We start from the raw sequence: 24,049 nt of genomic DNA, 5'->3' as shown, positions 1-24,049 counted from the left end.
CGTTTATAACAACCCCTGCTGGGAAGCAATTTTAATCAGCGCCGCCACATTTCTTACCTGGAATTTCTGGATCAGGTTTTTCCGGTGCGTTTCTACGGTTAAAGGGCTCAGGTTAAGCTGCTGCGCAATGTCAGGGGTGGTTTTACCATCTGCTATGAGATGCAGTATTTCCTTTTCCCGTTTCGTGAGTTGAGGAATACCTTTTAGTTCACTGATAGACGGGCGTGCCATGATTTCCTTGGCGCCTTTGCTGAAAGTGATCATGCCGCTGAGGGCTTCCTGGATGCAGGCCACCAGTTCTTCGGAAGAAATATTTTTTAAGAGATAACCGGTAGCGCCGTTCTGGATCATCTGGAGGATCATACTGCGTTCCGAATGATTACTCAGCGCCAGTACATGTGTATCGGGCGACAGCGCCTTAACCTCGCGGCATAGCTCTATCCCGTTTGCATCCGGCAGTGTAATATCCAGCAGCAGTACATCTACTTTATTTTCTTTCAGGAAAGACATAAAAGCCAGTCCGGAAGTAAAGCACCCGGTAATTTGTATGCTCTTCACATTGGTGAGCAACTTTTGCAGTCCTTCAAGCACAATCGGATGATCGTCTACAATAGCCAGTGTGGCGGGATTAATCAACATGTAATTCAATATTTATGGTGGTGCCTTCGTTCACGGCGGAGTCGATATCAATTTTTCCTTTCAGGAATCCCACCCTGTTGCGGATGTTGCTTAACCCGATTCCCTTCTCAGTACCTGCGGCCTGCATGTCAAAACCCTTGCCATTATCTTCCTGGGTAATAAAAAAGATATGATCATTCTGGCTGCACTGCAATATGATATTAGTAGCCTGTGCATGGCGGATCGCATTGGACAGCAGTTCCTGTACAATGCGGTAAATGTGGATCTGAACTTCTTCCCGGAGGGTATCTTCAAAGCCCAGGTCCTGGAAGTCGATATGGGTAGCCTCACTCATGAGTGATTCGCAGAGGTCTTTGAGCGCCGTTTTCAGACCAAACTTCAGCAGGTTAACAGGCATCATGTTATGTGCAATGCGCCGCAGTTCCGTAACGGAATGATCCAGCTGGAGGGTAATCTTTTCCAGCTCCGCCCGTTGGCCCTGTGAGTAGGTATCTTCAATCTGTGCAGAGAGGTTTATTTTGGCGCCGGCAAGCATGCCTCCCAGGCCATCGTGGAGATCCCGGGCAAGGCGGCGGCGTTCCTGTTCTTCGCCCTGTAACACGGCCTGGCTGAACTGCAGTTGCTGCTGTTGTTCAATTTCGTGCAGGTGTTGCCGGTAGGTCAGCTCTTTTTGTGCTGCCAGTTTTTGTTTGCTGCGGTAAACGAAGATGGCAAACAGCAGTATCACCAGTAAAATTACGCTGGCCGCGCCCAGCAGCGAGTTTACCAGCCGGGAATTTTTGGTGTGCAGCGCATCCTGGATGCTTTTGGCTTTCAGCGCGTCAATTTCTTTCTGCTTCTCTGCATTCCGGTATTTTATTTCCAGGGCGTGTACATCGTTTGTGAGCTGGGCTTTGGAGAGACTATCACTTAGCTCACTGTAGCGCTTCATCCATGTGTAGGCGGGCGCCATCTCGTGAAGGTTTTCGCAGGTAAGCGCCATACCGTAAAACAACTGGAGCCGGTTAGCGGCAAGTTTCATCATTTCCTCCTGCTGCATGAGCAGGGCAGCCATTTCCTTTGCTTTTACAAAATTATTATCATTGAAGTAGGCATAGAACTGTTGCATTTGCAACCGCTGTTCTTCATACCGTAAGCCTTTTTTCCTGGCCAGTTGTATTCCTTTATCAAGACTGGCAAGTGCATCTTTGAATTTCCCTTCAAGGGTATAGTACATGCCTTCCGCGGCGTAATGATCCAGCAGGTATTCGGATTCAGGGAAAGGTGCCAGTAATTTCCAGGCGCTGTCCAGTGCGGGTTTGGCTTTAGCATTCTGGGCCGACAGGGAATAGTTTTCCGCGATGGTATGATAGGCGGTCACCAGTTCATGGGTAGGAGAGTGCGCGTTCCTGAATGTTTCGATGGCCTTCAGGCAGTATATTTCTGCTTTATCAAACTGCCCTGCATTTTTAAATACGATGCCCACTGCCAGGTAGTTTTTCCCTACCACTGTCTGATCGCCGGCCTGCTGCGCCAATGGAATGGCCTTATTCAGTAATATGTCTGCAAATGCTTTGTAGTCGTCTTTCCGCTGGGCAAGAGCGCCATAGTCGTACCAGGCCTTAGCCCGGAAAGAATAAGCTTCCGCTGTTTTAAATCCGCTGAGCAAGGTATCAGCTTTCAGAAAATTGGCCTGGCTTTTATCAAGGTTCGTCTTCTTCTGGATATTCGCCTCGTAGTAATAATAAAGTGCCTGCAGGAAGGGATTCTTTCCACTGTACTGTTTCCCCTTTTCCAGGTATTGTGATGACTTCACAGAGTCTTTTGCAGCCCAGTATTCCGACAGGGAGTAGTTTGCCCGGGCGCGGATACTGTCTGATGTAGTCCGTTGCAATACATTTTCCAGGCTGTCTGTATGTGCCTTTTCATTCAACGGAAACGTTTGTCCGCTACACCAGGAAGTTGCTGTAAGCAGGAATACCAGGAAAGATAGTCTTCTCATAAAGCCAAAATATAAAACAATTGCTTATACATGATCGTTGCCGGCAAAAATACCTGAAAACAGGTATAAATAAATCATTGTATGCCGGTATTGTGCAAATAGCCCATCCAGGGTACATTTGCGGTGATGCCGATAAAGGTTTTAACCATCTGTATTCTGGAAATTTTATAACAGGGCTGCCGAAAACTGTGCATTAAAAAGAGTAGGCGTTTTACAATTGTCATTTATGAAAATACTCAAGAAGATTTTGTTCCCGGCTTTAATGGTAGCCACATTGTTTACCTCCTGTAGCAAAGACGACGACAAACCAGCTGGTACTTCCCACAAAGTAGTGTTTAAAGCCATTGGGTCCACTGGTGTGGAATTGAATATTGCTGTGTTTGGATATGATGACCAGGCAACTACACTTTCCAACCTGAGTGGTAATACCTGGACCAGCAATGAAATTACTGCACCGGCTTCTGCAAGGAACGTGAAAGCAGTGATCAATGGTCTAGGCCCCAATGCCTCTGCTACACTGAAAGTACAGGTATTGGTAGATGGGCAAGTGAAAGCAGAAGGAACTTCTTCCGGCACGGTTCTTTCCGGGCTTGCTTCTTACAATTTTTAATTGCTGATATATGGAAAAAGGAATGCCAGCAGTTTTGTTTCTTGAAAGCCGCCATTCTTTTTTTCAGGGCTACCCCGTTTTTGCGAGGCACCTGTTAAAGGAACTTAACTGAAAAAAGGATACGAAATGATGCCGTTGGTATCTACCACCTGGCAGGACTACATTTACATAATCAGATTTACTTTGAGTTGATAGCCTTTGGATCGCAAGGATTCAAAGGCTTTTCTGTTATTGTGCATCCGCAACAATGAACCACGGAATATCCAGCCAGCCTTTTTTCAGATAGATGCCCACCCTGCCATTCACTGGCGTTCTCTGGTAAAAACTACTGTGTACCTTCAATTCTTCAATCCTGTGTACCGGCCCCCATGGCTCCAGTTGCAGGTAGTGGCTGGATGACCTTCCGCTGGTAGTTCTTTTGTTGGTAACATGCGTTTCATAATAAAGCGCCTGGCTGTTATCAAAGCTGGTGTTTAGCGTGATAACAACACCATAGCTGTAGGTTGGAACTAAAAATAAATACAGGAGAGTACCCGCCCAGGCTGATGCCCGGTTAGCCATAAGCATTCCGTGTTTGACAGTAGCGATTATAAACGATCCCATCAGTAAAGTAATAGCAATCACCGGTAGCCAGACATGCGTTGTATCCGCCAGATGAATACCTCTGCTTCCGTCTATCAGCAGAATAAATCCGGGAACAACTATCGCCAGGAAAATGGAGGGCAGTGGATTTTCTTTGTACGTATAAATCGTAATGAGCCCTTTGTAATAGTAAGTAAGTGCAATGGCAACCCAGGGTATTATCATAGCCAATATGGCTGCATAGAATGCAACCGGTGTAATGAAAATACAGCCGGATATAATAAAACTGATAATCGTCACCATCCTTGCATCCCAACGTGCTTTTTTAAGATGGTTTTTGCGCTCATTCCGCTGAGCGCCATACCGCTCATCTGACATTACTTCTTTTAACGTTTCCTCCGCTTCCGATTTAGATACAATAAGGTTCCGGTAACGTTTCCGCACCCATCCCTGAAGCTCATGGGTACCGTTATAAGAAAGGGCGATCTTTAATTTTTTTAGTCCGTCAGCATTAGGAATAAGACGAAGATAGTGTTCATCTACCGTGTAACCCTTGATCTGGTTAAACAGCAGCTCTTTTTTGATAAACAAGGTTTCTGTGCGGATAAAGTCTTCCCCATGTATCACTTTGCCCACATACGTTTCCAGGATGATCCATACGCCAGCAACTACAGCCAGTCCGGAAAAGATACTCACCAGCGTGATAGCTGTTGAATCATTCCCCTCTGAAAATACATAGACAAAACCGGCAGCGCCACCGCCCATTATGAGGATGCCGAAGAGATAAATAAAAATTTTCCAGCCCGGGGCTAACGAGTATGCTTTCATGGTATACTACTTAAAATGGATATAGGGCGCCCAAAATACAAATTTTAACCCTATGGCAACGGCGGCCGCGAAACTTTATCCCACAATCTATTCATGACCACCTGCTGGATCACCGCCTCGCGGTAATTCCGGCTGATAGGGATCTGGTGCGATTGTATACAGATTTCACTTCCCTGGATACTGTCTATTTTATTCACCGCTACAATGTATGACTTATGCACCCGGATAAATGCCTGTGCGGGTAATTGCTGTTCGAGGTTTTTGAGGTATAGCAGGGTCATATATTTACCCTTACGGGTGTAGATGCTTACGTAGTTCTGCATGCCTTCCACAAAAAGAATATCTTCCACCTGGATTTTTTCATACCGGCTGCCACATTTGATAAAGAAGTGATCTGCGCCGGCTTCTGCGGGCGCAGCATCGTTTTTAATGCCGGGGTTTACCAGCTGGTAATAGTCCCTCGCTTTAGTGGCTGATTTAAAGAACCGGTCGAACGTAATGGGTTTTAATAAGTAGTCCAGTACGTTTAGCTGGAAGCCTTCCAGCGCGTATTCAGGGAACGCTGTGGTGATAATTACCATAGGCGGATTTTGTACCATCTTCAGGAAATCCAGTCCGCTGAGTTTTGGCATTTGTATATCCAGGAAGATCAGGTCTGCCGGTTGCCGCTTTAACAGGTTTACCAACTCCACCGGGTTTTCGCAGATGCCGGTCAGCGTGAGGAAATCCACTTCCTTTACGTAATTGGCGATGCCTTCCCTGGCCAGTGGTTCGTCGTCTGTAATCACGCAGTTAATCATAATAAAGGCATTTAAGTAGCTAACAATTGTGGCACCCTTAATTCGGCCAGTTGCAGTTGCAGCTTTATTTCAAAGCTGCCGGCTTCCCGGAGGATCTCCAGTTCATATTGACCGGGATATACCAGGTCCAGCCGCCGCTGTACATTTTTTAAACCGATACCGCCGTAATCAATAATAGGGGCGCTGTATTCGTCTGCTGCGCTGCTGTTGGAAACGTTGAATGCCAGCAGCGGTCCTTCGAGATGCAGTTGTATCCTGATCCAGTTGGGGCCGTCGGCATGTTTGGATACATGCTTGAACGCATTTTCCACAAAGGTCATCAGGATAAAAGGCGCAATGCTCAGGTGTGATACCGGCTGCCGGTAATACTCAAAAATAACTTCCACATTGTTATTAAGCCGCAGCTTTTCCAGTTCAATAGAATTTTCCAGGTAGCCGATCTCTTTGCTGAGGGAAATTTGTTTATCGTTGCATTCGTACAACTGGTATCTCAGCAATTCCGAAAACTTCGCCAGTGAAGCGGAAGCAACATCAGGATTTTTATGGATCAGGAAGAAGATGGAGTTAATAGTATTAAAAAGAAAATGCGGATTAAACTGGTTCTTCAGGAAGTTAAGTTCTGTTTCCAGTTTTTCTTTTTCCAGCAGCTGCTGTCGTCTTTTGGTTTGCAGCCAGTTCCGGGTAAGCTTTATACTCATGGCCAGTGTCATGCTGGCAAGGGTGGAGGGGAGGGCGTTGCCAAAGAAATGCAGGAAGCAATAATCTCCCGGCCCGAAAAGCACCTCAAATGTTTTGCCCGATACCGCTGAGCAAAGATAATACCCGCCAACAATAGCGCAGGCGGTTGCTGCGATGGTCATTACCAGCAGCGTAATGTAGGCTGTATACCGGCCCTTCTCCAGGTATTTTGGAATCAGGTAATACAGGTTGAAATATACCGCGGCTGCCTGGAAGATCACATAAAACGCAAACTTGATATAGAAAGGGAATAAGATAATAGAGTTCGCGGCTTTCACAGGATTCCCTATTGCCACTACCCACCAGAGATAATGGTAAAGACACCAGAAGGGAATGTGGTAAAGTTTATATTTCAGCAGCCAGTTCCGGCTTGTAGTGGTATTCAGCATATAAAAAATTACCTGTTACTAAAGATAACTACATTTTGCTGATTCTTCTCCCGTACTATATCAACGGCAGCAAATAAATGACCACCCGCGCAACACAACTGCTGAACGGCTGCATTCCCCGCTTTTAAAGGGTTTTACCGGGAAACCGCCCCTTTTGTGCAGGTGGTCAATTTCCTGCTGCCCGTGGTCATCCGGGTTTTTCCATCGCCGGAGATACGCATTTATTTGCAGCAGAAGTTATCCTTTATGAACTACTTACTCCTTACCTTATTCCTCCTGCCATTTGCACCGGCTGCCGGCCAGTCTGCCGCACCGGATAGCCTGCCCGCCTTAAAACAGCTGAAAGAAGTGAGGGTGCAGGCAAGTAAACCACTGCTGCAGCAACAGGCGTATGGAACGGTTGTGAATGTACAAAGCAGCGTGCTTACAAAAGGCAGCTCCGTGCTCGAAGTACTGGAACGCGCTCCGGGTGTAAACATCGACCGGAGAACCAACGGGATCGCCCTCAACGGCAAAAGCGGGGTGATGGTGATGCTGAACGGTAAACTGCTGCGCATGTCTGCCGACCAGCTCATGGTCTACCTGCAGGGCATGACGGCGGCCGACGTGGAAAAAATAGAACTGCTCAATACCCCGCCCGCAAAGTACGACGCCTCCGGCAACGCCGGCATGATCAATATTGTAATAAAGAAAAACCGGAACCAGGGAAATTTCTCTCTTACCGGTGGTTATGGCTATGGAGAGAAAGCCGCTGCCAGTCTCAATTTTGGTCGCACCATCCGGAACACCGGCTTGTATGGAAGCTATTCTTTTTCGCACGACCGGGCCTATTACGACTGGTTTGCCCGCGCTACCGATGATATGAAATTGCTGGGAGGCCCCAGCTCCTCCGATTTTCTCAGCGTGATAAAGCCGGTAGGGAACACGCATAATATTATATTGGGAGCAGATGTGAACCTCACACCACGGCTTATCATCGGCGGCAGCATCAACGGCAACATCAGCCGGATGGCAGATCATACGGTGAATCACGGAGAATACCTCGTAAACAAAACTACTGCCTATAACATGGATGCAGATATCAGGGTGAATAATAACTGGGATAACCTGGGCGCATCGGTGTATGCAGAAAAGAAAATACGCGAAGGGGAACAGCTGAATATCGACCTGGATTATCTCTACTATAAAAACAACCGGCCTTCTTCCGCTGTCAGCTCTTTTGTAGATAGCGCCGGCCATACGCCCGGTACCAACGACACGCTTTTTGCCCCGGTGCAACGAACCTTCTCTGTGTCGTCTATGCGCATCGGCGTATTTAAAATGGATTACAGCCGGCAACTATCTCCCAAAATAAAAATTGAAGCAGGTATAAAAGGAACCTATACAAAAAACAACAGCAATTCCAGGATAGAAAGTTTCCTCGATGGCGCCTGGGTAAGCAGCACCGCGGCTACCAATAACATCATCATGAAAGAAGCGATAGGAGCTGCTTATGGTTCGCTGGAAACGCAGCTGCATCCGGCACTCCGGCTGGTAGCAGGTTTGAGATATGAATATTCGCAAACACAAATGGATGATCCGCAAAATAAACAACAGATCACCAAACGAACACTCGGTAAATTCTTCCCGGGCATTTTCCTGACCTGGAAAAAACAGGAAGCAGAATGGCAGCTGTCTTACACAAAAAGGATCAGCCGGCCTGCGTATAACGACCTGGCTTCCTTTGTTGTTTACTCCGGACCTACCTCGGTAGAAACCGGCAATCCCATGCTGAAGCCAACCATCACCAATAATGTAAAGCTGGGATATAACTATCACGGCTACTCGTTTTCCCTGCTCTACAGCAAGGATGATGCGCCGGTGGCCCGCTACCAGCTTACACCCAATCCCGCCGGCGAAGTGATATGGGTGTCTCCGCAAAACCTGCTGTTCCAGCATAACCTGTCGCTCCAGGCGCTGGTGCCGTGGAAGGTGAACGACTGGTGGAACATGAGCTTCGGGTTTACCGGCGGCTGGCGGCAATTTAAACTGGATTTTACCGCCACACCGGTACAGAAAGATTATTTCGGCTTTAACACCAACTTCTCTACCGCCTTTACATTGCCTGCCCGTTTCAATCTTGAAATCTCCGGCTGGTATAACAGCACAACGTACGATGGTTCCAAAAAAGCAGATCCATTCGGTGCGCTGAATGCCGGGCTTAAAAAAGAGTTAAACAATAACGGGGGAAGTTTGCAGCTAACGGTAACGGATATACTGCGCACAGTGCGTATCAGCAGTTATTTTGGTACGCTGGCAGAAGAAGCGTTTAACCTGAAAAGTAAAGTGACCTTCCAGGCAGAATCAGGTAAAGCGCAAATTATAAAGCTGACATGGGCGAAAACATTCGGAAACCAGCAGCAGCGCAGGCAACGGAGCGGGGCTGATGAAGAAAGTAACCGGGTAAGGAAATAATTATTTCTCTGGAAGATATTAACGGCCGGTTTGTAGACAAGTTATCAATATTATATAAATGATTAAATTTATATAAGTATAACCCCTTTACAGGCGATATCTTCAAAAATAAATCCCGGTTTTAACATTGGGTTAATAGTGGGGGCTTATTTTGGTTTCCATATTCTAAGATGCATGTCTGCAGAGATATTTTTTATCAGGTTGTATAATGTTAACTACCAGAAAGTCTATGACTTTTCTTATAAGCTTTGCGGTGACCGCCACCGTGCTAAAGACATTACCCAGCAATGTTTCCTCCGCTTATGGGAAAAAATAGATACGATCAGCAGTGATACTGAAGACATATTTCCCCTGCTGTTTGTGATCGCCAAACGGGTAGTGATCGATGAAAGCAGGAAGGCCACCACATCGGCGTTAGCCCATAAAGATATCTACCATACCAGCCCGGGAACCGTAGATGAAACAGAGAGCAGGATGCATTATAAACAGCTCAGGCACCGGCTTAGCAATGTGCTCCAGTCGTTGCCGGATAAACCCCGCAAGGTGTACCAATACCGCGACTCCGGGTACTCCCACAAAGAAATTGCTGATATGCTGAACATCTCTATCACCACGGTACGTACCCATTTAAGGACCGCCACACACCTCATCCGTAAAAATATAGGGAATACCACTGTTATCATTGCCGCCGCCTGCTCGCTGTGGGCATGCGGTAAGGATAAAGATCCGGCTACTCCCACAGGCCCCGTTACTACTGCGGAAATAAACCGCTGGATCCTGGACAGCATGACCTATTTCTATTACTGGAAAGATGGCCTGCCGGCAACTCCCGATCCGTCGATGGAGGCAGCCGCCTGGTTTGGTCAGCTGAAAAATGCGGCGGACCGCTTCTCCATTATGTACGATCCTTTAGTCCCCGCAACCTATCCCGCTGGCTTACGCAGCATATACGGCATGGAAGCTACGGTGATCGGCTATGCCAAAGCGCCGGGCGGCGCACTGGGCGTTGTACAGCTGGTGCAACCCGGATCGCCTGCTGCCTCAAAAGAACTGAAACGCGGACAACTCTTTACACGCATCAACGGCACACTGCTCAATACCGGCAATGCCGCCTCCCTGCTTGCCAAACTGGTTACCGATAAAAAAGGCGACCTCACAATGGCCACGCAAAGTGCAGACGGCGCCATCACCGAAACCACGATCCTGAAAGTAACTGCCGGTGGCATCACGCAGGAACCTGCCGTGCAGCAGTCGGTAATCCTGGATAACACCACGCCCAAAACTGCCTACCTCTGCTTCAATTACTTCGACGATACACAAAGCGCCGCCTTATTGCAAACATTCAGCAGCTATAAACAGCAGGGCGTAAAACAGCTGGTGCTGGATCTGCGCTACAGCCCGGGTGGAAGCACGGCTATGGCCGCCATACTCACCGCGCTGATCGGGAACAATATTAATGCAGAAAGTATCTTTGCCAAATACGCCGGCAACAGCCGGTTGGGAAACCGCACCATGACCTTTGCCCAAACAATGGCGCTCCCGGAAAGCGGTACGCCGGTTGCCTTTGACCAGGTAAAGCCTTTCCAGCTGCAATTAAGTAAGATATATATACTAACAGGAACACACACTGCTTCCGCTGCAGAAATGATCGTCAATAACCTCAAACCCTATACGAATATCATACAGATAGGCAGCACTACCCTGGGTAAAGATGAAGGCATGATCACCATTGCAGATGGCCGTAATCCTAAACGTATCCCCTGGGTGCTGATGCCCATTACCTATAAGTTACAGAACGCAGCAGGAGCGGGTGGTTACAGCACCGGTATTGTACCGGCCTACCAGGTAGATGAACTGGCCTCGTTACCCCTGCAGCCACTGGGCAGCACCGCCGATCCCCTCACCGCCAAGGCGCTGGAACTGATAGGCGTTGCCGGCGGCCGTATTTCCAATAGCGGGTTAAAAGCTCCCAAAAATGCCGCTACATCGCCTGCTATGGCCTATCCCGTATTGATCAGCCGCCCCTGAACGGCTTCGTGAACCCCTTCCAATGTTACCAAAATGTGAAGTCCGCTTTTTTACCTACTCACTTTTTAATGCCCATACGTACTGTATGTATAGTCCTGGTATTTAGTTACATCATTCAAAATAAAAAAGGTGATCACGAAGCAATTACTGGATCGTTATTTTAAACAACAATGTTCTGCAGAAGAACGGATAACTGTTGAAGCGTACCTGCAGGGAGCAGATCACACCCTGCTGGATGAGTTTTTACATGGTAAATGGGCAGAAGCAGCAGCAGGACCTACTATACAGGTAGTGCCACCCGCTATTGAATTGCCATCGCATACCAAAGTACGCCACATGGGCCTGAAATGGGCCGCCGTATTCACTGGTATGCTGGTCCTCTCCGCCGCCGCATACTTCCTGTTTTTAACAACCGGAAAGAAAGTACCGGTGAACCCTATCGCCCGCCAGCAGTGGAAGGAGTTGAATAATCACGGCAACGATATCAGATCCGTGGTAATGGGAGACGGTACCCGCATATGGCTTAATAAAAATGCCGTGCTCCGTTATCCCGATAATTATAATGAAGTATCAAGAGATGTGGAACTGATTGGAGAAGCTTATTTTGAAGTAGCGCAAAACAGCAGTCTGCCTTTCCGCGTGCACACGGCGCATGTAACTACTACCGCGCTGGGAACCGCTTTTAACATCAGCGCGTTTACCCGTCAGGACACGGCTATCTGTATCAGCTTACTGGAAGGAAAAGTAGCAGTGGCATCGGCCGACAGCAACGATACACAGGTACTCACACCGGGAATGGCTGTGAATTTTGAAGGAAATAATATGCAGGAAGCCATCACCGACAGCGCCGTTTTTAATGCTACCGGCTGGATGAAAGACAAAATCTATTTTAACAATGCTACGTTGAAAGAGGTATGCAGAAGATTATCCTGGCAGTATGGTGAAAAGGTGATTGCAACAGGAGATGCAGGTCAGCAGCGCATTTCAGGGATGTTTAATACGTCAGACGATTTCAAAACAATTATATCAGCCATCACCTTCGTTCACAAACTACAGGTGAAATATACACCGGAAGGATGCACAATCACTAAAAACTAATTACATACCCGTTCATATTTTTTAATCTGTCAGCAGCCGGAACTGCTGTGCGGCTATACCATTGCCCACATGGGGCGTTTTTAAAAACAATATAAAAGCTATACGATCAATGATGCCATTTGTACGCAGATTATGCTTAATGATGTGTTTTGTTTCACTACTCAACAGTTCACTTTTGCACGCCCAGCAATACCAGGGATTATCGGAAACGGTAAAACTGCCTGCCGGAAAACAACCGGTGAAGGAAATCCTGAAATCATTGCAGCAGCAGGGAAACTACAGGTACCTGTATGATCCCGCCCAGGTGGAATCTTTAAGCATCAATATTCCCAAAGGCACGCTTTCCTTATCCGGATTATTACAACTACTGGATCAGCAACTTCCGCTCGACGTAGAGGTGAAAGACAATATCATCGCTATCCGCAATGAAGACCGTAAAGCTGCGGTAGCCAGTAAGGCGCTGACAGGCACTTTGCAGGGAAAGATCTTTAATGACCAGAATGAATCCATACCCGGCGTAACTATTTTTGCGGGAGATAACAATCACGTTACTACTTCCCGTGTAGATGGCACTTATAGTATCCAGCTGCCGGAAGGTACGTATAACGTACGTTTCAGCCACCTGGCCTTCTCCCAGTCCAGCTTTAATAATGTGGTGGTAAAAGCGGGTAAGGTAACATTGAAAGATGTAATGCTGGCTACCTCATCATCCAACCTCAAAGGAGTAACAGTAAGCGCCGCGGCAAAGCGGGAAACAATTTCCGCCCTCTATAATAAACAGAAAAATGCCGCCGGCTTATCCGATGGCATCAGTGCAGAACAGATTGCCCGCACACCTGATAAAAATGTGGGAGAGGTGCTGAAACGCATCAGCGGTGTAACCACAGTAGACAACAAATATGTAGTGGTGCGTGGTATGAGCGAACGTTACAACGCTGCTATGCTCAATGGCCAGATCATGCCCAGCACAGAACTGAACAGGAAGAACTTCAGTTACGATATTATCCCTTCCAATATCATCGATAACATCACCGTATATAAAACCATTACACCGGATATGAGCGCGGAGTTTGGCGGCGGACTGGTGAACGTGGAAACAAAAGCCATTCCTACTGAAAACTTTTTCACCATTTCCATTGGCGGCAGTATCAATGATAATACTACCGGCAAAGCATTCAACAGCCTGGAAATAGGCGGCAGCGAGTATCTTGGCAAACCTTCTTCTCACCGTGATCTCTTTGGAAAACTGAACTGGAAAAACCTGGATGATATCCTGGCTAATACCAATCCGGGCAGTACAGGTACGGGGCATGTATTAAAAGATCCGGCTTCTATTTCCAATAACTGGAAAGTATACCAGAAGAATGCACACCCTTCGCAAAACTACCAGTTGTCATGGGGGCATGTGCTCAATCTTGGTAAAGGCCGGCAGCTGGGTTTGATAGCCAGTGCCAGCTATCGCAATACCTTACAAACACAGGATATAAGGATGGGAGAGAAGGACGGTTACATATATGCTCCCAGCCTGGTAACTAAGAAAGATTCTGTTCTTTTTAAAGGCAAGCAATATGGGTTTTCTACAAACACCGGCTTTCTGGCAGGAATAGGCTATAGCGCCGGTAAACATAAAATAAGCCTGCAAAGCCTTTATTTAAATACGCTGGACCAGCAACTCCTTATGGGAAAAGGGGTAGATGGTAGTGGTATTGGAGTACCTGCGCCAACGATTGGCTTTTATGATAATGTGCAATGGACAAAATTGTGGCAAACACAATTGAAAGGAGAACATGCAGTTGGTGGTAAAGGGATTAAAGTGCAATGGTCCGGTACTTATGTGCATCTCGACAGGCAACGGCCGGATAACCATTACCTGCGTTCACCAGCTCCGGACGACAGCCTTACAACTTCTCCAATTATGATGGTAGGTCCTCCGCAATCCCGCGGTATTGATGGCGCCATGCGTTGGTGGACACGTGCTTATGAATCGGATCTGAACTGGGATGTGAATACCGTAGTGCCCTTCCGCTTTAATATCGGGAATGCGGCAGTTACTAATACTTTTAAAGCAGGATATGCCGGCTGGTATAAAGACCGCTCCTTTTACGTAGCCCGCGCCGGCACTGGGGGATATGATTCCAAGATTCCACAGCCGATGGATTATTTCTTTAATCCTGCTCACGAAGGTTACACGTTTGCCTTTGACGACTTCTCCGATAATTTCCAACGCAATGCCACCCTGCATGCTGCTTATGGTATGTTTGATCATAAACTGGCAGGTAAGCTCCGGCTGGTATGGGGTGTGCGGGCAGAATATTACGACATCAACCGCATTAATGAGGTGCTGGAAAAAAGTATCGGTGAAATTACAGACCATGAGGCGTATGATCTCAGCTCCCTTTATAACAGGGAAAAGAACTGGAACCTGTTTCCTTCTGCCAGTCTGACGTATAGCCTTACGCCTAAAATGAACTTCCGCGCAACATACGCCCAGAGCATTATCCGGCCGGATCTGCGCGAACTATCCTTCTTCAGCGAATATGATTTTGAACTGGGAGGAGAATATAACAGTACAAGACCTATCGTATCCAGCAAATTAAAACACCTGGATTTCCGGTATGAATATTATCCCGGTCCCGGTGAGATTTTATCCCTGTCACTTTTCTACAAGAAAATAGACAACCCGATGGAGATTTACCAGGCTAATGCTGTTAATGAATTCACCCTGCTTAATAATCACCAGGCGGAGAACCGGGGAGTGGAGATGGAAATCAGGAAATCGTTGTCCTTTATTGATGTACCGGTGATCCGTAATCTCACCTTGTACGGCAATGGAACGAGGCTGTTTTCACGGGTACGGAAAGCCATTAATCCTACCTATGTGGAAGAACCGGCGGGATCGAAAAAGATGGTGCTGAAACAGGATATCGGGGATTGGGAAGACAGGCCACAACAAGGCGCCAGCAACTACATGATCAATGGTGGCGTGTATTACGATGTGAAATTCGTATCTGTTAGCCTCCTGTATAATTATGTGAGTAACCGCCTGTTTATGCCTAATGAGAATTCCTATATGTCGCTGTATGAACGCCCGGTAGAAGCGCTTGATGGACAAATTGCCTTTCACCTGCTGAAAGATAAAATGTTATTCCGCGCCAATGTCGGTAATCTGCTCAACAGCTATTCTATCATATATAAAAATGCAGGAGACGGTGATATAGGAGACGGGAAAAAACACCCCGTGAAGGATATGTTGTATCAGGAAGACAAAGACATCTTGTTTTATCAGGCAAAACCAGGCAGGACTTACAGTTTCACGTTAGGATATAGTTTTTAACAACAGGCAGGAATTATAATTCAACCAGCATGTATTCATACCGGTATATACAGTTTCAATCATTGTTATTATTTTCTAATTTAAATCCTTTTTTTGATGACCAGGTTTAACCTCTACGCCGCAGCTGCAACTATCCTGGCTGCCAGCGTGTTCACAGCATCTTGCAAAAAAGACGCACAACAGGCTAACCGTCCTGTGAGCGCTACCCAGATTGTGCCCGCAAATGGTGCCACGCTCAGTGGTATCTTAGGTACCGGAAAAACTATCCGTGATACCATTCACCTCACAGGTGGTACTTACCTGCTGAGCGGACTGGTATACATCGATACCCTCGATGTAATCCAGATCGATGCCGGTTCTGTTATTAAAGGAATTCCAGGTACTCCTGGTGTTAACCCAGGCGGTGGTCTGGTAGTTTCCCGCGGTGGAAAAATTGAAGCCGTTGGTACTGCTACTTCTCCGATTGTGTTTACTACCAACAGCGCATCTCCTGCTGCCGGTCAAACTTCCGGTATTATCATCCTCGGAAGAGCTACTACCAACAACGGCGATACTTCCAAAGTGGAAGGTATTGGTGGTATTCCTCCATTGACTCCTTACTACGGTGGTGCTGTTGATACAGACAATTCAGGTAAACTGAAATATGTTCGTATCGAGTACGCAGGTTTTGAACTGGCAACAGACAACGAAATCAACGGTCTTACCCTGGCCGGCGTTGGTAGCGGAACTGAAATCGACTTCGTAGAAGTGTACAAAGCTGCTGATGATGGTATCGAATTCTTTGGCGGTACTGTAGATGCAAAACACCTGGTAGTTGTTAACCCGCTGGACGATGGTCTGGATTTTGACAACGGTTACCGTGGCCGCATTCAGTACGCACTGGTAGTAGAAGATTCTACCCGCGCAGATAAGAGTGCCTCTAATGGTATTGAATCAGACAACAACAAATTTGGTCAGCCACTTTTGCCGGTTACTAAACCACTGATCGCCAACCTGACTATCATTGGCCTGCCTAACCAGGCCCTGGCTACTAAAACCACTTTCGCGCCTTCTGGTACCGGTAAATACGGTGTAGCAGCACAGTGGAGAAGAAGCAGCCGCTTTGAAGTGTACAACTCTGTATTCCTCGGCTTTAACAATGGTATTCTGCTGGACAACACCGTTCCAGCCGGTGGTACTGCAGCAGACCAGACTACCCAGCAGAGATATAGCGATGGTACTTCAATCATCAAAAACAACATGGTACATGCTTTCAACCTGGCATTTACCAGCAGCCCTGCATATGCCGGTACTAAACCGTACCCTGATGGCGTTGACAACAACACTTCATATGTAGCTGCTGATCCGAACGCTTCCCTCAAACTGGTGAATCCGTTCAACAGAGGTATTGCTGGCTTCTACATGCCTAGAACAGGTGCTCCTACCGTTGCATCTCCTGCTTTAACCGGTGGTTTAACTACTGGTTTACCTGCAGGTTTAACCGGTACTACCTACAGAGGCGCATTTGATGGCACCAACAACTGGGCCAGCGGATGGACTGTCTTTGCTTACTAATTATTCTTTATGGCGTGGCTGGTCTGTTTTACAGATCAGCCACTTTTAATCAACGTTTTATAAAATGAGGTATTCTACTGTAATGTTTTTGTTGTGCATATTATTGGGTATGCAACTGTTATCCTGTAAAAAAGGAACTGTGCTTGAAGGCGAGAAATTTGTGGAAGTTTATATTCCCTTTGTGATCCAAACCGGTGACACGCTTGACTTATATATAGATGGGAAACTGGCACAAACACAAACAACAAACAGAAGATTTTTTAACGTAGTACTGAAACAAAAGGAGCAGTTAAATATCAGTATCCATAAAGCAGGTGCTGCTGAGGCATTGGTTGATACTACTGTAACGGTTAAAACAGATAGAGTGTCACTTAGTTATGCTTATGATCCTACGCTGGGATTTAACCGCTTTGTAAACCCGGGTGATTTTGACCGCCCATCCAGCGATAGTATCGCTTTCATCCTTGTTAATAATTATACCGGATTTGGCTCCGGGAAAATAAATGTTACTATCTATCGCAATAACAGTAAAGACTACACGGCTAATCCAGCTGATTCCGTTACTACCATAAAAAATATTGCCCTGGGCGCCATGTCGGAGAAATTTGTGTTGCCCGCTTATAGCGCTGATGGAACCAGGAATTTGTATGTTGGTGTTGTCCGCGACGCTGTTAGTGGTATGGATGGTTATGGAGAATATAACGCAGATTACGGCCCCGCTAATGGTGCCTATCTTTTCATAAATGATGATGCTACCAGTAGTGCAGCAAACGGGTTAATTAATGGTATTGCTATTAAGTCCCTTATTTATGATAGTGGCTCAAAAATTTATAATCTACCTGATGCATCAATTGCATTCCAGTTGTAATACCCCATCGCCTGGCCCTCCGCCAGGCTTTTTTATGAAATATTCCCAATCATCCGGTTTAAATCCATTATTTGATGCACAGGTTTAATCACTATATTGTTATTGTAATCCTGGCTGTTGGTGCGTTCACCACATCCTGCAAGAAAAACGCACAGCAAGAGAACCGTCCGGTAAGCGCCACACAGATTGTACCCATAAATGGAGCCACCTTGAGCGGTATCTTAGGCACCGGAAAAACGATCCGTGATACCATTCACCTCACAGGAGGTACCTACCTCCTAAGCGGACTGGTATATGTCGATGAGCTTGATGTAATCCAGATCGATGCAGGTACTGTTATAAAAGGGATTCCAGGTACTCCAGGTGTTACTCCGGGTGGAGGTCTGGTAGTCGCACGTGGCGGCAAAATTGAAGCCATTGGTACAGTCACATCTCCCATTTTATTTACTACTAGTAGCGCATCTCCGGCTCCTGGTCAAACATCCGGTATCATCATACTTGGAAGAGCAACTACCAACAATGGCGATACTACCAGGGTTGAGGGCATTGGTGGAATTCCTTTATTGAATCCTTTATATGGCGGTTACGATGATTCCGACAATTCCGGCATATTGAAGTACGTGCGTATCGAATATGCTGGCTTTGAACTAGCACCGGACAATGAAATCAATGGTCTTACTCTGGCTGGTGTCGGGAGTGGAACTACCATCGATTACGTAGAAGTATACAAAGCGTTGGATGATGGTATCCAATTTTTTGGTGGTACTGTTGATGCAAAACACCTGGTAATTGTTAACCCATTGGATGATGGCCTGGCCTTTGATAATGGCTACCGGGGCCGCATTCAATATGCACTAGTGGTGGCAGATACAGGCCGCGCAGACCGGAGTGCCTCTAATGGTATCGAATCAGACAACAATAGCACTGGTCAGCCACGTTTGCCAATTACTAAGCCTCTGATTGCCAACCTCACTGTCATTGGATTACCTAACAATGCAGCGGCCATCAAAACTATTTTCCCTCCTTCTGGAATCGGTCAATATGGCGTTGCTGCGCAGTGGAGAAGAAGCAGCAGGTTTGAAATGTACAACTCCATATTCCTCGGTTTTAAAGGTGGTATTTTGTTGGACAACAGCGTTCCATCAGGTGGCACCGCGGTGGATCAAACTACCCAACAGGGATATAGAGATGGTATTTCAAAAATGAAGAATAACATGATCCATGCTTTCAATATCCCATTTGCCAGTAGCCCTGTGTATCCTTTTGGCGTAACGAAACCGTATCCTGATGCAGTTGATAACAACAAAGGGTATGTCTCTGCTAATCCAAATGATTCCATTAAACTGGTGAATCCGTTCAACAGAAGTATTACCGGCTTCTATCTGCCCCGAACAGGAACTCCACCTATTGCCTCTCCCGCTTTAACAGGCGGCTTAACTACAGGTTTGCCGGCAGGCTTAACCGGTACCACTTATAGAGGCGCATTTGATGGTATTGCTGCTAACAACTGGGCCAGCGGATGGACTGTTTTCGCATATTAGTTCCAATTGTAAACCCCATCGCCTGGCGCCCTCCGCCGGGCTTTTTTTTTTCCTCCCTGCAAATAAATCCCTCCCAATCATACAGTTTATTTACTTTTCTGTCCGTTTTATTTTATTTTAACGGCAATCCGGTATAGCCGCAGAGGTGGAAGTAATAAAACGGTGCGAACCCATGAATGTAAAACCAAAATCAGTTTATATTGTTCCATTCCTGTTAAGCAGCCTGCTGCTCACAGGGTTTAAGAAAAGCAAACCGCCGCTTAAAGACACGCGGCCCAATATAGTTGTGATCCTTGCGGACGACATGGGCTTCTCCGATGCAGGCTGCTATGGCGGCGAAATACATACACCCAACCTCGATTTTCTGTCGGCTAACGGTATCAGGTATACGCAGTTTTATAATACTTCCCGTTGCTGTCCCACCCGCGCTTCCCTGCTCACCGGGTTATACAACCAGCAGGCAGGTATCGGGAAAATGACCGACGCAGAAGATGAACCGGGGTACCTGGGTCATATCTCGGATAACGCCGTAACCCTCGCGGAAGTATTAAAAACAGCAGGTTATCAAACAGCCATGTCCGGCAAATGGCATGTATCCAATACAAACGGGCAAAAGACCGCCGCGGAACAAATGGCCTGGCTCAACCATCATCAAGCATTCGGCGACTTTTCCCCTATAGCGCAATATCCCACCAGCAGGGGCTTTGATAAGTTTTTCGGCACCATCTGGGGGGTAGTGGATTTCTTTGATCCCTTCAGCCTGGTCAGGGGAACCACACCCATCACAAATGTGCCGGATCACTATTATCACACGGATGCTATCAACGATACAGCCGTAGCCTATATCAAAGGCTACGCGGAAACAAAAAAGCCTTTCTTCCTGTATGTGGCCCACAACGCACCACACTGGCCGCTGATGGCATTACCGGAAGACATTGCGAAGTATAAGGACACCTACAAAGCCGGTTGGGAAGCCATCCGCAACGCCCGGTATAATAAACTGGTGAAAATGGGATTGATTGATCCGGCCACTACGCCGCTGCCTCAACGCTGGAAACAAAACCAAACCTGGGCGCAAAACCCGGACACCGCCTGGGATGCGATGGCAATGGCGGTGCATGCCGCCATGATCGACCGGATGGATCAGGGCATTGGTCGCATGATCGATGCATTGAAAGTAACCGGGCAGCTGGATAATACCCTCATCCTGTTCCTGTCTGATAATGGCGCCAGCCCGGAAAATTGCGCTAACTATGGCCCCGGCTTCGACCGGCCCGATGAAACCCGCGATGGCCGTAAGATCATCTATGCCACCAAAAAACAGGCAATGCCCGGCCCGCAAACCACGTACGCATCTATCGGGCAAACATGGGCCAACGTAGCCAATACACCTTATCAATACTGGAAAGCAGAATCATATGAAGGCGGTATCCATACCCCATTGATTGCTTACTGGCCCAAAGGAATCACCACCAACAAAGGTGGCTTCAGCGATCATGCCGGGCATGTTATGGACTTTATGGCCACGTTTACAGAACTGGCGCACGCGCAATACCCGCAAATATACCACGGTCATAAGATCCCGGCCACCACAGGTATCAGCCTGTTGCCATCTTTCAAAAGTAAAAAAACAACCGGGCACGATCAGCTGTTCAATGAACACTTCGGCGCCCGTTATGCACGCTCCGGCAACTGGAAAGTGGTATCGCCCAGTAATGATACCACCTGGCAATTATTTAATCTTGCTGCCGATAAAACAGAAACGAATAACCTGGCTGCACAATACCCCGAAAAGGTACAACAGCTGCAAACCCTTTGGTACCAATGGGCGCAAACACACCAGGTATTTCCAAAATCAGGCAGCCGGAAAAAAGAGAAATGAAAATAAAACCTCTGATTATTTATATGAACAAAACCCTTACGTTACGTAAACTGCTGATGATGGCACTGCTGGTGGGCAGTATTTCCTGCAATGAAGCAAAAAAACAGGATAAGAAACCCGAATGGGTGTCCCTGTTTAATGGAAAAGATATCAACGACTGGATCGTGAAAATCCATCACCACGAAACAGGAGAGAACTTCGGGAATACTTTCCGGGTGGAAGACAGTATCATCAAAATACGCTACGACCAGTACGGCGATTTTAATGACCAGTTCGGGCATCTCTATTACAAACAACCCTTCTCGCATTATCATCTCAAATTTGAATACCGGTTTGTGGGAAAATGGTATCCCTCCGCACCGGAATATACCCTGCTGAACAGCGGCGTGATGTTTCACTCCCAGGACCCGCGTACCATGCCGAAAGAACAGGATTGGCCCATCTCCGTGGAAATGCAGCTGCTGGCTGGTTTGGGAGATGGAAAGCCACGACCCACGGGTAACATGTGTTCCCCTGGCACCAATGTGGTATACAAAGGAAAACTGGACGAAACACATTGTATCGAATCTACCTCCAAAACATATGATGGCGAACAGTGGGTGAGGGGAGAACTGATTGTGCTGGGAGATTCCCTGATCACACATATCATTAACGGCGACACCGTATTACAGTATTCCAAACCGCAGATTGGCGGCGGCGTGGTAAAGAACTACGACTCTACCATTAAAGTAGATGGTAAGCTGCTTTCAAAAGGCTTTATTGCCCTGCAAAGCGAAGGTCAACCCGTTGATTTCAGAAGAATAGAAATATTAAACCTGGAACACTAACAGGTATAAAAAGAAAGGCGGTTTCCTCCAAAGGGAACCGCCTTTTTATAGGGGATACTTCCTGAAAAATATATCCGTTCACGTTAGCACCCATCAAAAAATATCCCCCTCCGGTAATTTCTTCTGATAAATACATAATTTAGCCCCATGAAGGAAACCGTTTTAGACAACCCCGCCTGGGGTGCGTTAACCAGTGAGCATGCACACTTTGCACAAGGAACAGACCAGGCTAAAAGATACCGCCGGGAAATTGCGCCCTTTATTGCCGCCAGGCAAACGAACAACGACAGCACCGCTGCACTGGATACGCTGATCGATGCCGGGGAAACATTCTATATCATCGGCGAATTGCCTGTATTACCAGGTAGCTGGACCGTAGAAAATGAACTGCCCTGCGCCCAGATGGTGCGGAGAACTATGCCCCCACCTTTATCAGAAGAAGACGCGGCAATGGTTTCCCTGCTGGGACCGGAAGACGCCGGCGATATGTATGAACTGATCAATAGCATCCAGCCCGGCTTTTTCAATCACGGTACCCGCCTGATGGGCAATTATTATGGCATCCGGCACAACGGTCAACTCATCGCTATGGCCGGCGAGCGGATGCAGCTAACCGGGTTTACAGAATTAAGCGCTATTTGCACGCACCCGGAGCATACGGGTCGCGGATACGCGCAAAAGCTGATTACACAGTTATGTTATCAGCACGCCGGTGCGGGCATTACCTCCTTTTTACATGTAACCCGGACCAATGAACGGGCTGTGCGTTTGTATGAGCACATGGGCTTTGAGCAGAGAAAGAATATCAGTTTTTACCGGGTGAAGAAGTAGGGAGATGGAGCTACTTCCCGTACACCGCCTGCGTAATAAAGTAAATATTCAGCAGCACATACACCAGCAGCACCACTATCGATAACCCGATATCCAGCCGGCGGCTCTGCCTGAATTTATCCGCTTTAATGAGCTGCAACGACCATGCAGACGAAGTGATCACCACAAAAATAAAGAACAGGGTGATGCCATGCAGTGTATCCACCAGTGTAAAAGTGGTGGAGTCGGGGAGGGAAGAATCAATAATGTATTTGTTACCAATGGCTGCAAACAGTGACCCAACGCCCAGTCCAAACCGGGAATCAATATTGTCGGGGTGTATATAAAAACAGATATACGCAATCAGGAAAGAAACGTACATACCGAGAAACATCTTCCAGAACAACTGGGTGGCATCTCTGCTGATCCCTATTCTCACGGTAAAATTACTGTATTCTGTATGCGGACTGGGAATGCTATTGTCGCCAAAGGCAGTTTCATAGGCTTTTATACCGGTGTTTATCCGGAAGCTGTCGATAGTCCATCCTCTCAGTGTAAAGCGGGGATCGAAATGTTTACCCAGCGAATCCACCGAAAATACCAGTGATTTGGAATCGAACTGGGAGTTCTCAATAGAAAACCGCAACCGCTGCCGGTCGAAGGGAAAGTTGTTGATCCTCCAGGAGTCTTTCATCACGCATTGCAGTTTCATCAGCAAATAAATCCGGCCATTGGAGGAGTCGATGGTGGAGTAGGACTTCGTAAAAGTTTTGGCCTGCGGGATTTCCAGGTTCTGTACAAAATCGAATTGTTTATTTTTATAGGTGAGCCACAACCAGAGGTTCACGGTAAACTCACTTTGTTTGAAGTCGATATCATGGATGCTGGTAATGTATATGCCGGTTTTAACCGTATCTGGCGGCTCCTGGCGGGCAATAGCGGGAAGGATCCATAAAATAAGGCAGTAGAACAGCAGCAGTGATTTTTTCATTCACGCATCCTTTAGGAGTAAGTAGAAAGAAGTCTTGTATAAAGATACAATTCTCCCGGCAGTTATCAGCTGCAGGATAGTACAGGTTGCCCGGA

Annotated in this window: 17 protein-coding genes; 11 read left to right on the top strand and 6 right to left on the bottom strand. The window is 47.1% G+C overall.

Features of this window, described 5'->3' with window-relative positions:
- Nucleotides 1-3 precede the first annotated feature (3 nt).
- Both V7S65_RS09930 and V7S65_RS09925 read right to left on the bottom strand, forming a co-directional pair.
- On the bottom strand, nucleotides 4-639 hold the full coding sequence (locus V7S65_RS09930; protein ID WP_079472152.1) for a response regulator transcription factor: 636 nt from the start codon (nucleotides 637-639) through the stop codon (nucleotides 4-6).
- Nucleotides 629-2,620, bottom strand: coding sequence for a sensor histidine kinase (locus V7S65_RS09925; RefSeq protein ID WP_111578367.1), 1,992 nt, complete (start codon nucleotides 2,618-2,620; stop codon nucleotides 629-631). The genes V7S65_RS09930 and V7S65_RS09925 overlap by 11 nt, the downstream gene beginning before the upstream one ends.
- 226 nt (nucleotides 2,621-2,846) lie before the next feature.
- Here V7S65_RS09925 and V7S65_RS09920 point away from each other — a divergent pair, with 226 nt between their 5' ends.
- Nucleotides 2,847-3,230: a hypothetical protein gene (locus V7S65_RS09920; protein WP_079472150.1), complete on the top strand. Its 384-nt coding sequence runs from the start codon at nucleotides 2,847-2,849 to the stop codon at nucleotides 3,228-3,230.
- A gap of 228 nt (nucleotides 3,231-3,458) precedes the next feature.
- Here V7S65_RS09920 and V7S65_RS09915 read toward each other — a convergent pair whose 3' ends face one another.
- Genes V7S65_RS09915 through V7S65_RS09905 form a run of 3 tightly spaced genes read right to left on the bottom strand, consistent with a single transcriptional unit; the run spans nucleotide 3,459 to nucleotide 6,567 of the window.
- Entirely contained in the window at nucleotides 3,459-4,640 is a 1,182-nt protein-coding gene (locus V7S65_RS09915; RefSeq protein WP_336388376.1) for a hypothetical protein, read from the bottom strand.
- 50 nt (nucleotides 4,641-4,690) lie between these two features.
- A complete protein-coding gene (locus tag V7S65_RS09910; protein ID WP_336388377.1) occupies nucleotides 4,691-5,440 on the bottom strand; it encodes a LytR/AlgR family response regulator transcription factor in 750 nt (249 codons plus the stop codon).
- A gap of 11 nt (nucleotides 5,441-5,451) precedes the next feature.
- Nucleotides 5,452-6,567: a sensor histidine kinase gene (locus tag V7S65_RS09905; RefSeq protein ID WP_336388378.1), complete on the bottom strand. Its 1,116-nt coding sequence runs from the start codon at nucleotides 6,565-6,567 to the stop codon at nucleotides 5,452-5,454.
- Nucleotides 6,568-6,813: 246 nt separating this feature from the next.
- On the opposite strand from V7S65_RS09905, the gene V7S65_RS09900 reads away from it, so the two are divergent.
- The 10 genes from V7S65_RS09900 to V7S65_RS09855 all read left to right on the top strand — a co-directional run bounded on the left by V7S65_RS09900 (nucleotide 6,814) and on the right by V7S65_RS09855 (nucleotide 22,984).
- Nucleotides 6,814-9,021 (top strand): TonB-dependent receptor domain-containing protein, encoded by a 2,208-nt coding sequence (locus V7S65_RS09900; RefSeq protein ID WP_339545615.1) that lies wholly within the window; start codon nucleotides 6,814-6,816, stop codon nucleotides 9,019-9,021.
- 174 nt (nucleotides 9,022-9,195) lie between these two features.
- Nucleotides 9,196-11,049, top strand: a complete 1,854-nt coding sequence (locus V7S65_RS09895; protein WP_336388380.1) for a sigma-70 family RNA polymerase sigma factor — start codon at nucleotides 9,196-9,198, stop codon at nucleotides 11,047-11,049.
- A 129-nt stretch (nucleotides 11,050-11,178) separates the two neighbouring features.
- Nucleotides 11,179-12,147: a FecR family protein gene (locus tag V7S65_RS09890; protein ID WP_079472143.1), complete on the top strand. Its 969-nt coding sequence runs from the start codon at nucleotides 11,179-11,181 to the stop codon at nucleotides 12,145-12,147.
- Between the two features lie 175 nt (nucleotides 12,148-12,322).
- Nucleotides 12,323-15,481: a TonB-dependent receptor domain-containing protein gene (locus tag V7S65_RS09885; protein ID WP_336388381.1), complete on the top strand. Its 3,159-nt coding sequence runs from the start codon at nucleotides 12,323-12,325 to the stop codon at nucleotides 15,479-15,481.
- Nucleotides 15,482-15,577: 96 nt separating this feature from the next.
- Nucleotides 15,578-17,035, top strand: coding sequence for a hypothetical protein (locus V7S65_RS09880; protein WP_336388382.1), 1,458 nt, complete (start codon nucleotides 15,578-15,580; stop codon nucleotides 17,033-17,035).
- Between the two features lie 109 nt (nucleotides 17,036-17,144).
- A complete protein-coding gene (locus tag V7S65_RS09875) occupies nucleotides 17,145-17,903 on the top strand; it encodes a hypothetical protein (protein ID WP_133256192.1) in 759 nt (252 codons plus the stop codon).
- 74 nt (nucleotides 17,904-17,977) lie between these two features.
- Nucleotides 17,978-19,444, top strand: coding sequence for a hypothetical protein (locus tag V7S65_RS09870; protein ID WP_336388383.1), 1,467 nt, complete (start codon nucleotides 17,978-17,980; stop codon nucleotides 19,442-19,444).
- 172 nt (nucleotides 19,445-19,616) lie between these two features.
- Nucleotides 19,617-21,326, top strand: coding sequence for an arylsulfatase (locus V7S65_RS09865; protein ID WP_336388384.1), 1,710 nt, complete (start codon nucleotides 19,617-19,619; stop codon nucleotides 21,324-21,326).
- 23 nt (nucleotides 21,327-21,349) lie between these two features.
- Nucleotides 21,350-22,153, top strand: a complete 804-nt coding sequence (locus V7S65_RS09860; RefSeq protein WP_227024552.1) for a 3-keto-disaccharide hydrolase — start codon at nucleotides 21,350-21,352, stop codon at nucleotides 22,151-22,153.
- A 147-nt stretch (nucleotides 22,154-22,300) separates the two neighbouring features.
- On the top strand, nucleotides 22,301-22,984 hold the full coding sequence (locus tag V7S65_RS09855; RefSeq protein ID WP_336388385.1) for a GNAT family N-acetyltransferase: 684 nt from the start codon (nucleotides 22,301-22,303) through the stop codon (nucleotides 22,982-22,984).
- A 10-nt stretch (nucleotides 22,985-22,994) separates the two neighbouring features.
- Here V7S65_RS09855 and V7S65_RS09850 read toward each other — a convergent pair whose 3' ends face one another.
- Nucleotides 22,995-23,954 (bottom strand): hypothetical protein, encoded by a 960-nt coding sequence (locus V7S65_RS09850; protein ID WP_336388386.1) that lies wholly within the window; start codon nucleotides 23,952-23,954, stop codon nucleotides 22,995-22,997.
- Nucleotides 23,955-24,049 lie beyond the last annotated feature (95 nt).

This window comes from Chitinophaga sp. CCNWYY40, from assembly GCF_037483205.1.
In the GTDB taxonomy this organism is placed as follows: Bacteria; Bacteroidota; Bacteroidia; order Chitinophagales; family Chitinophagaceae; genus Chitinophaga; species Chitinophaga ginsengisegetis.
The sequence above is the reverse complement of the archived record's forward strand: the minus strand, read 5'-3'. Positions and strand labels throughout refer to the sequence as shown.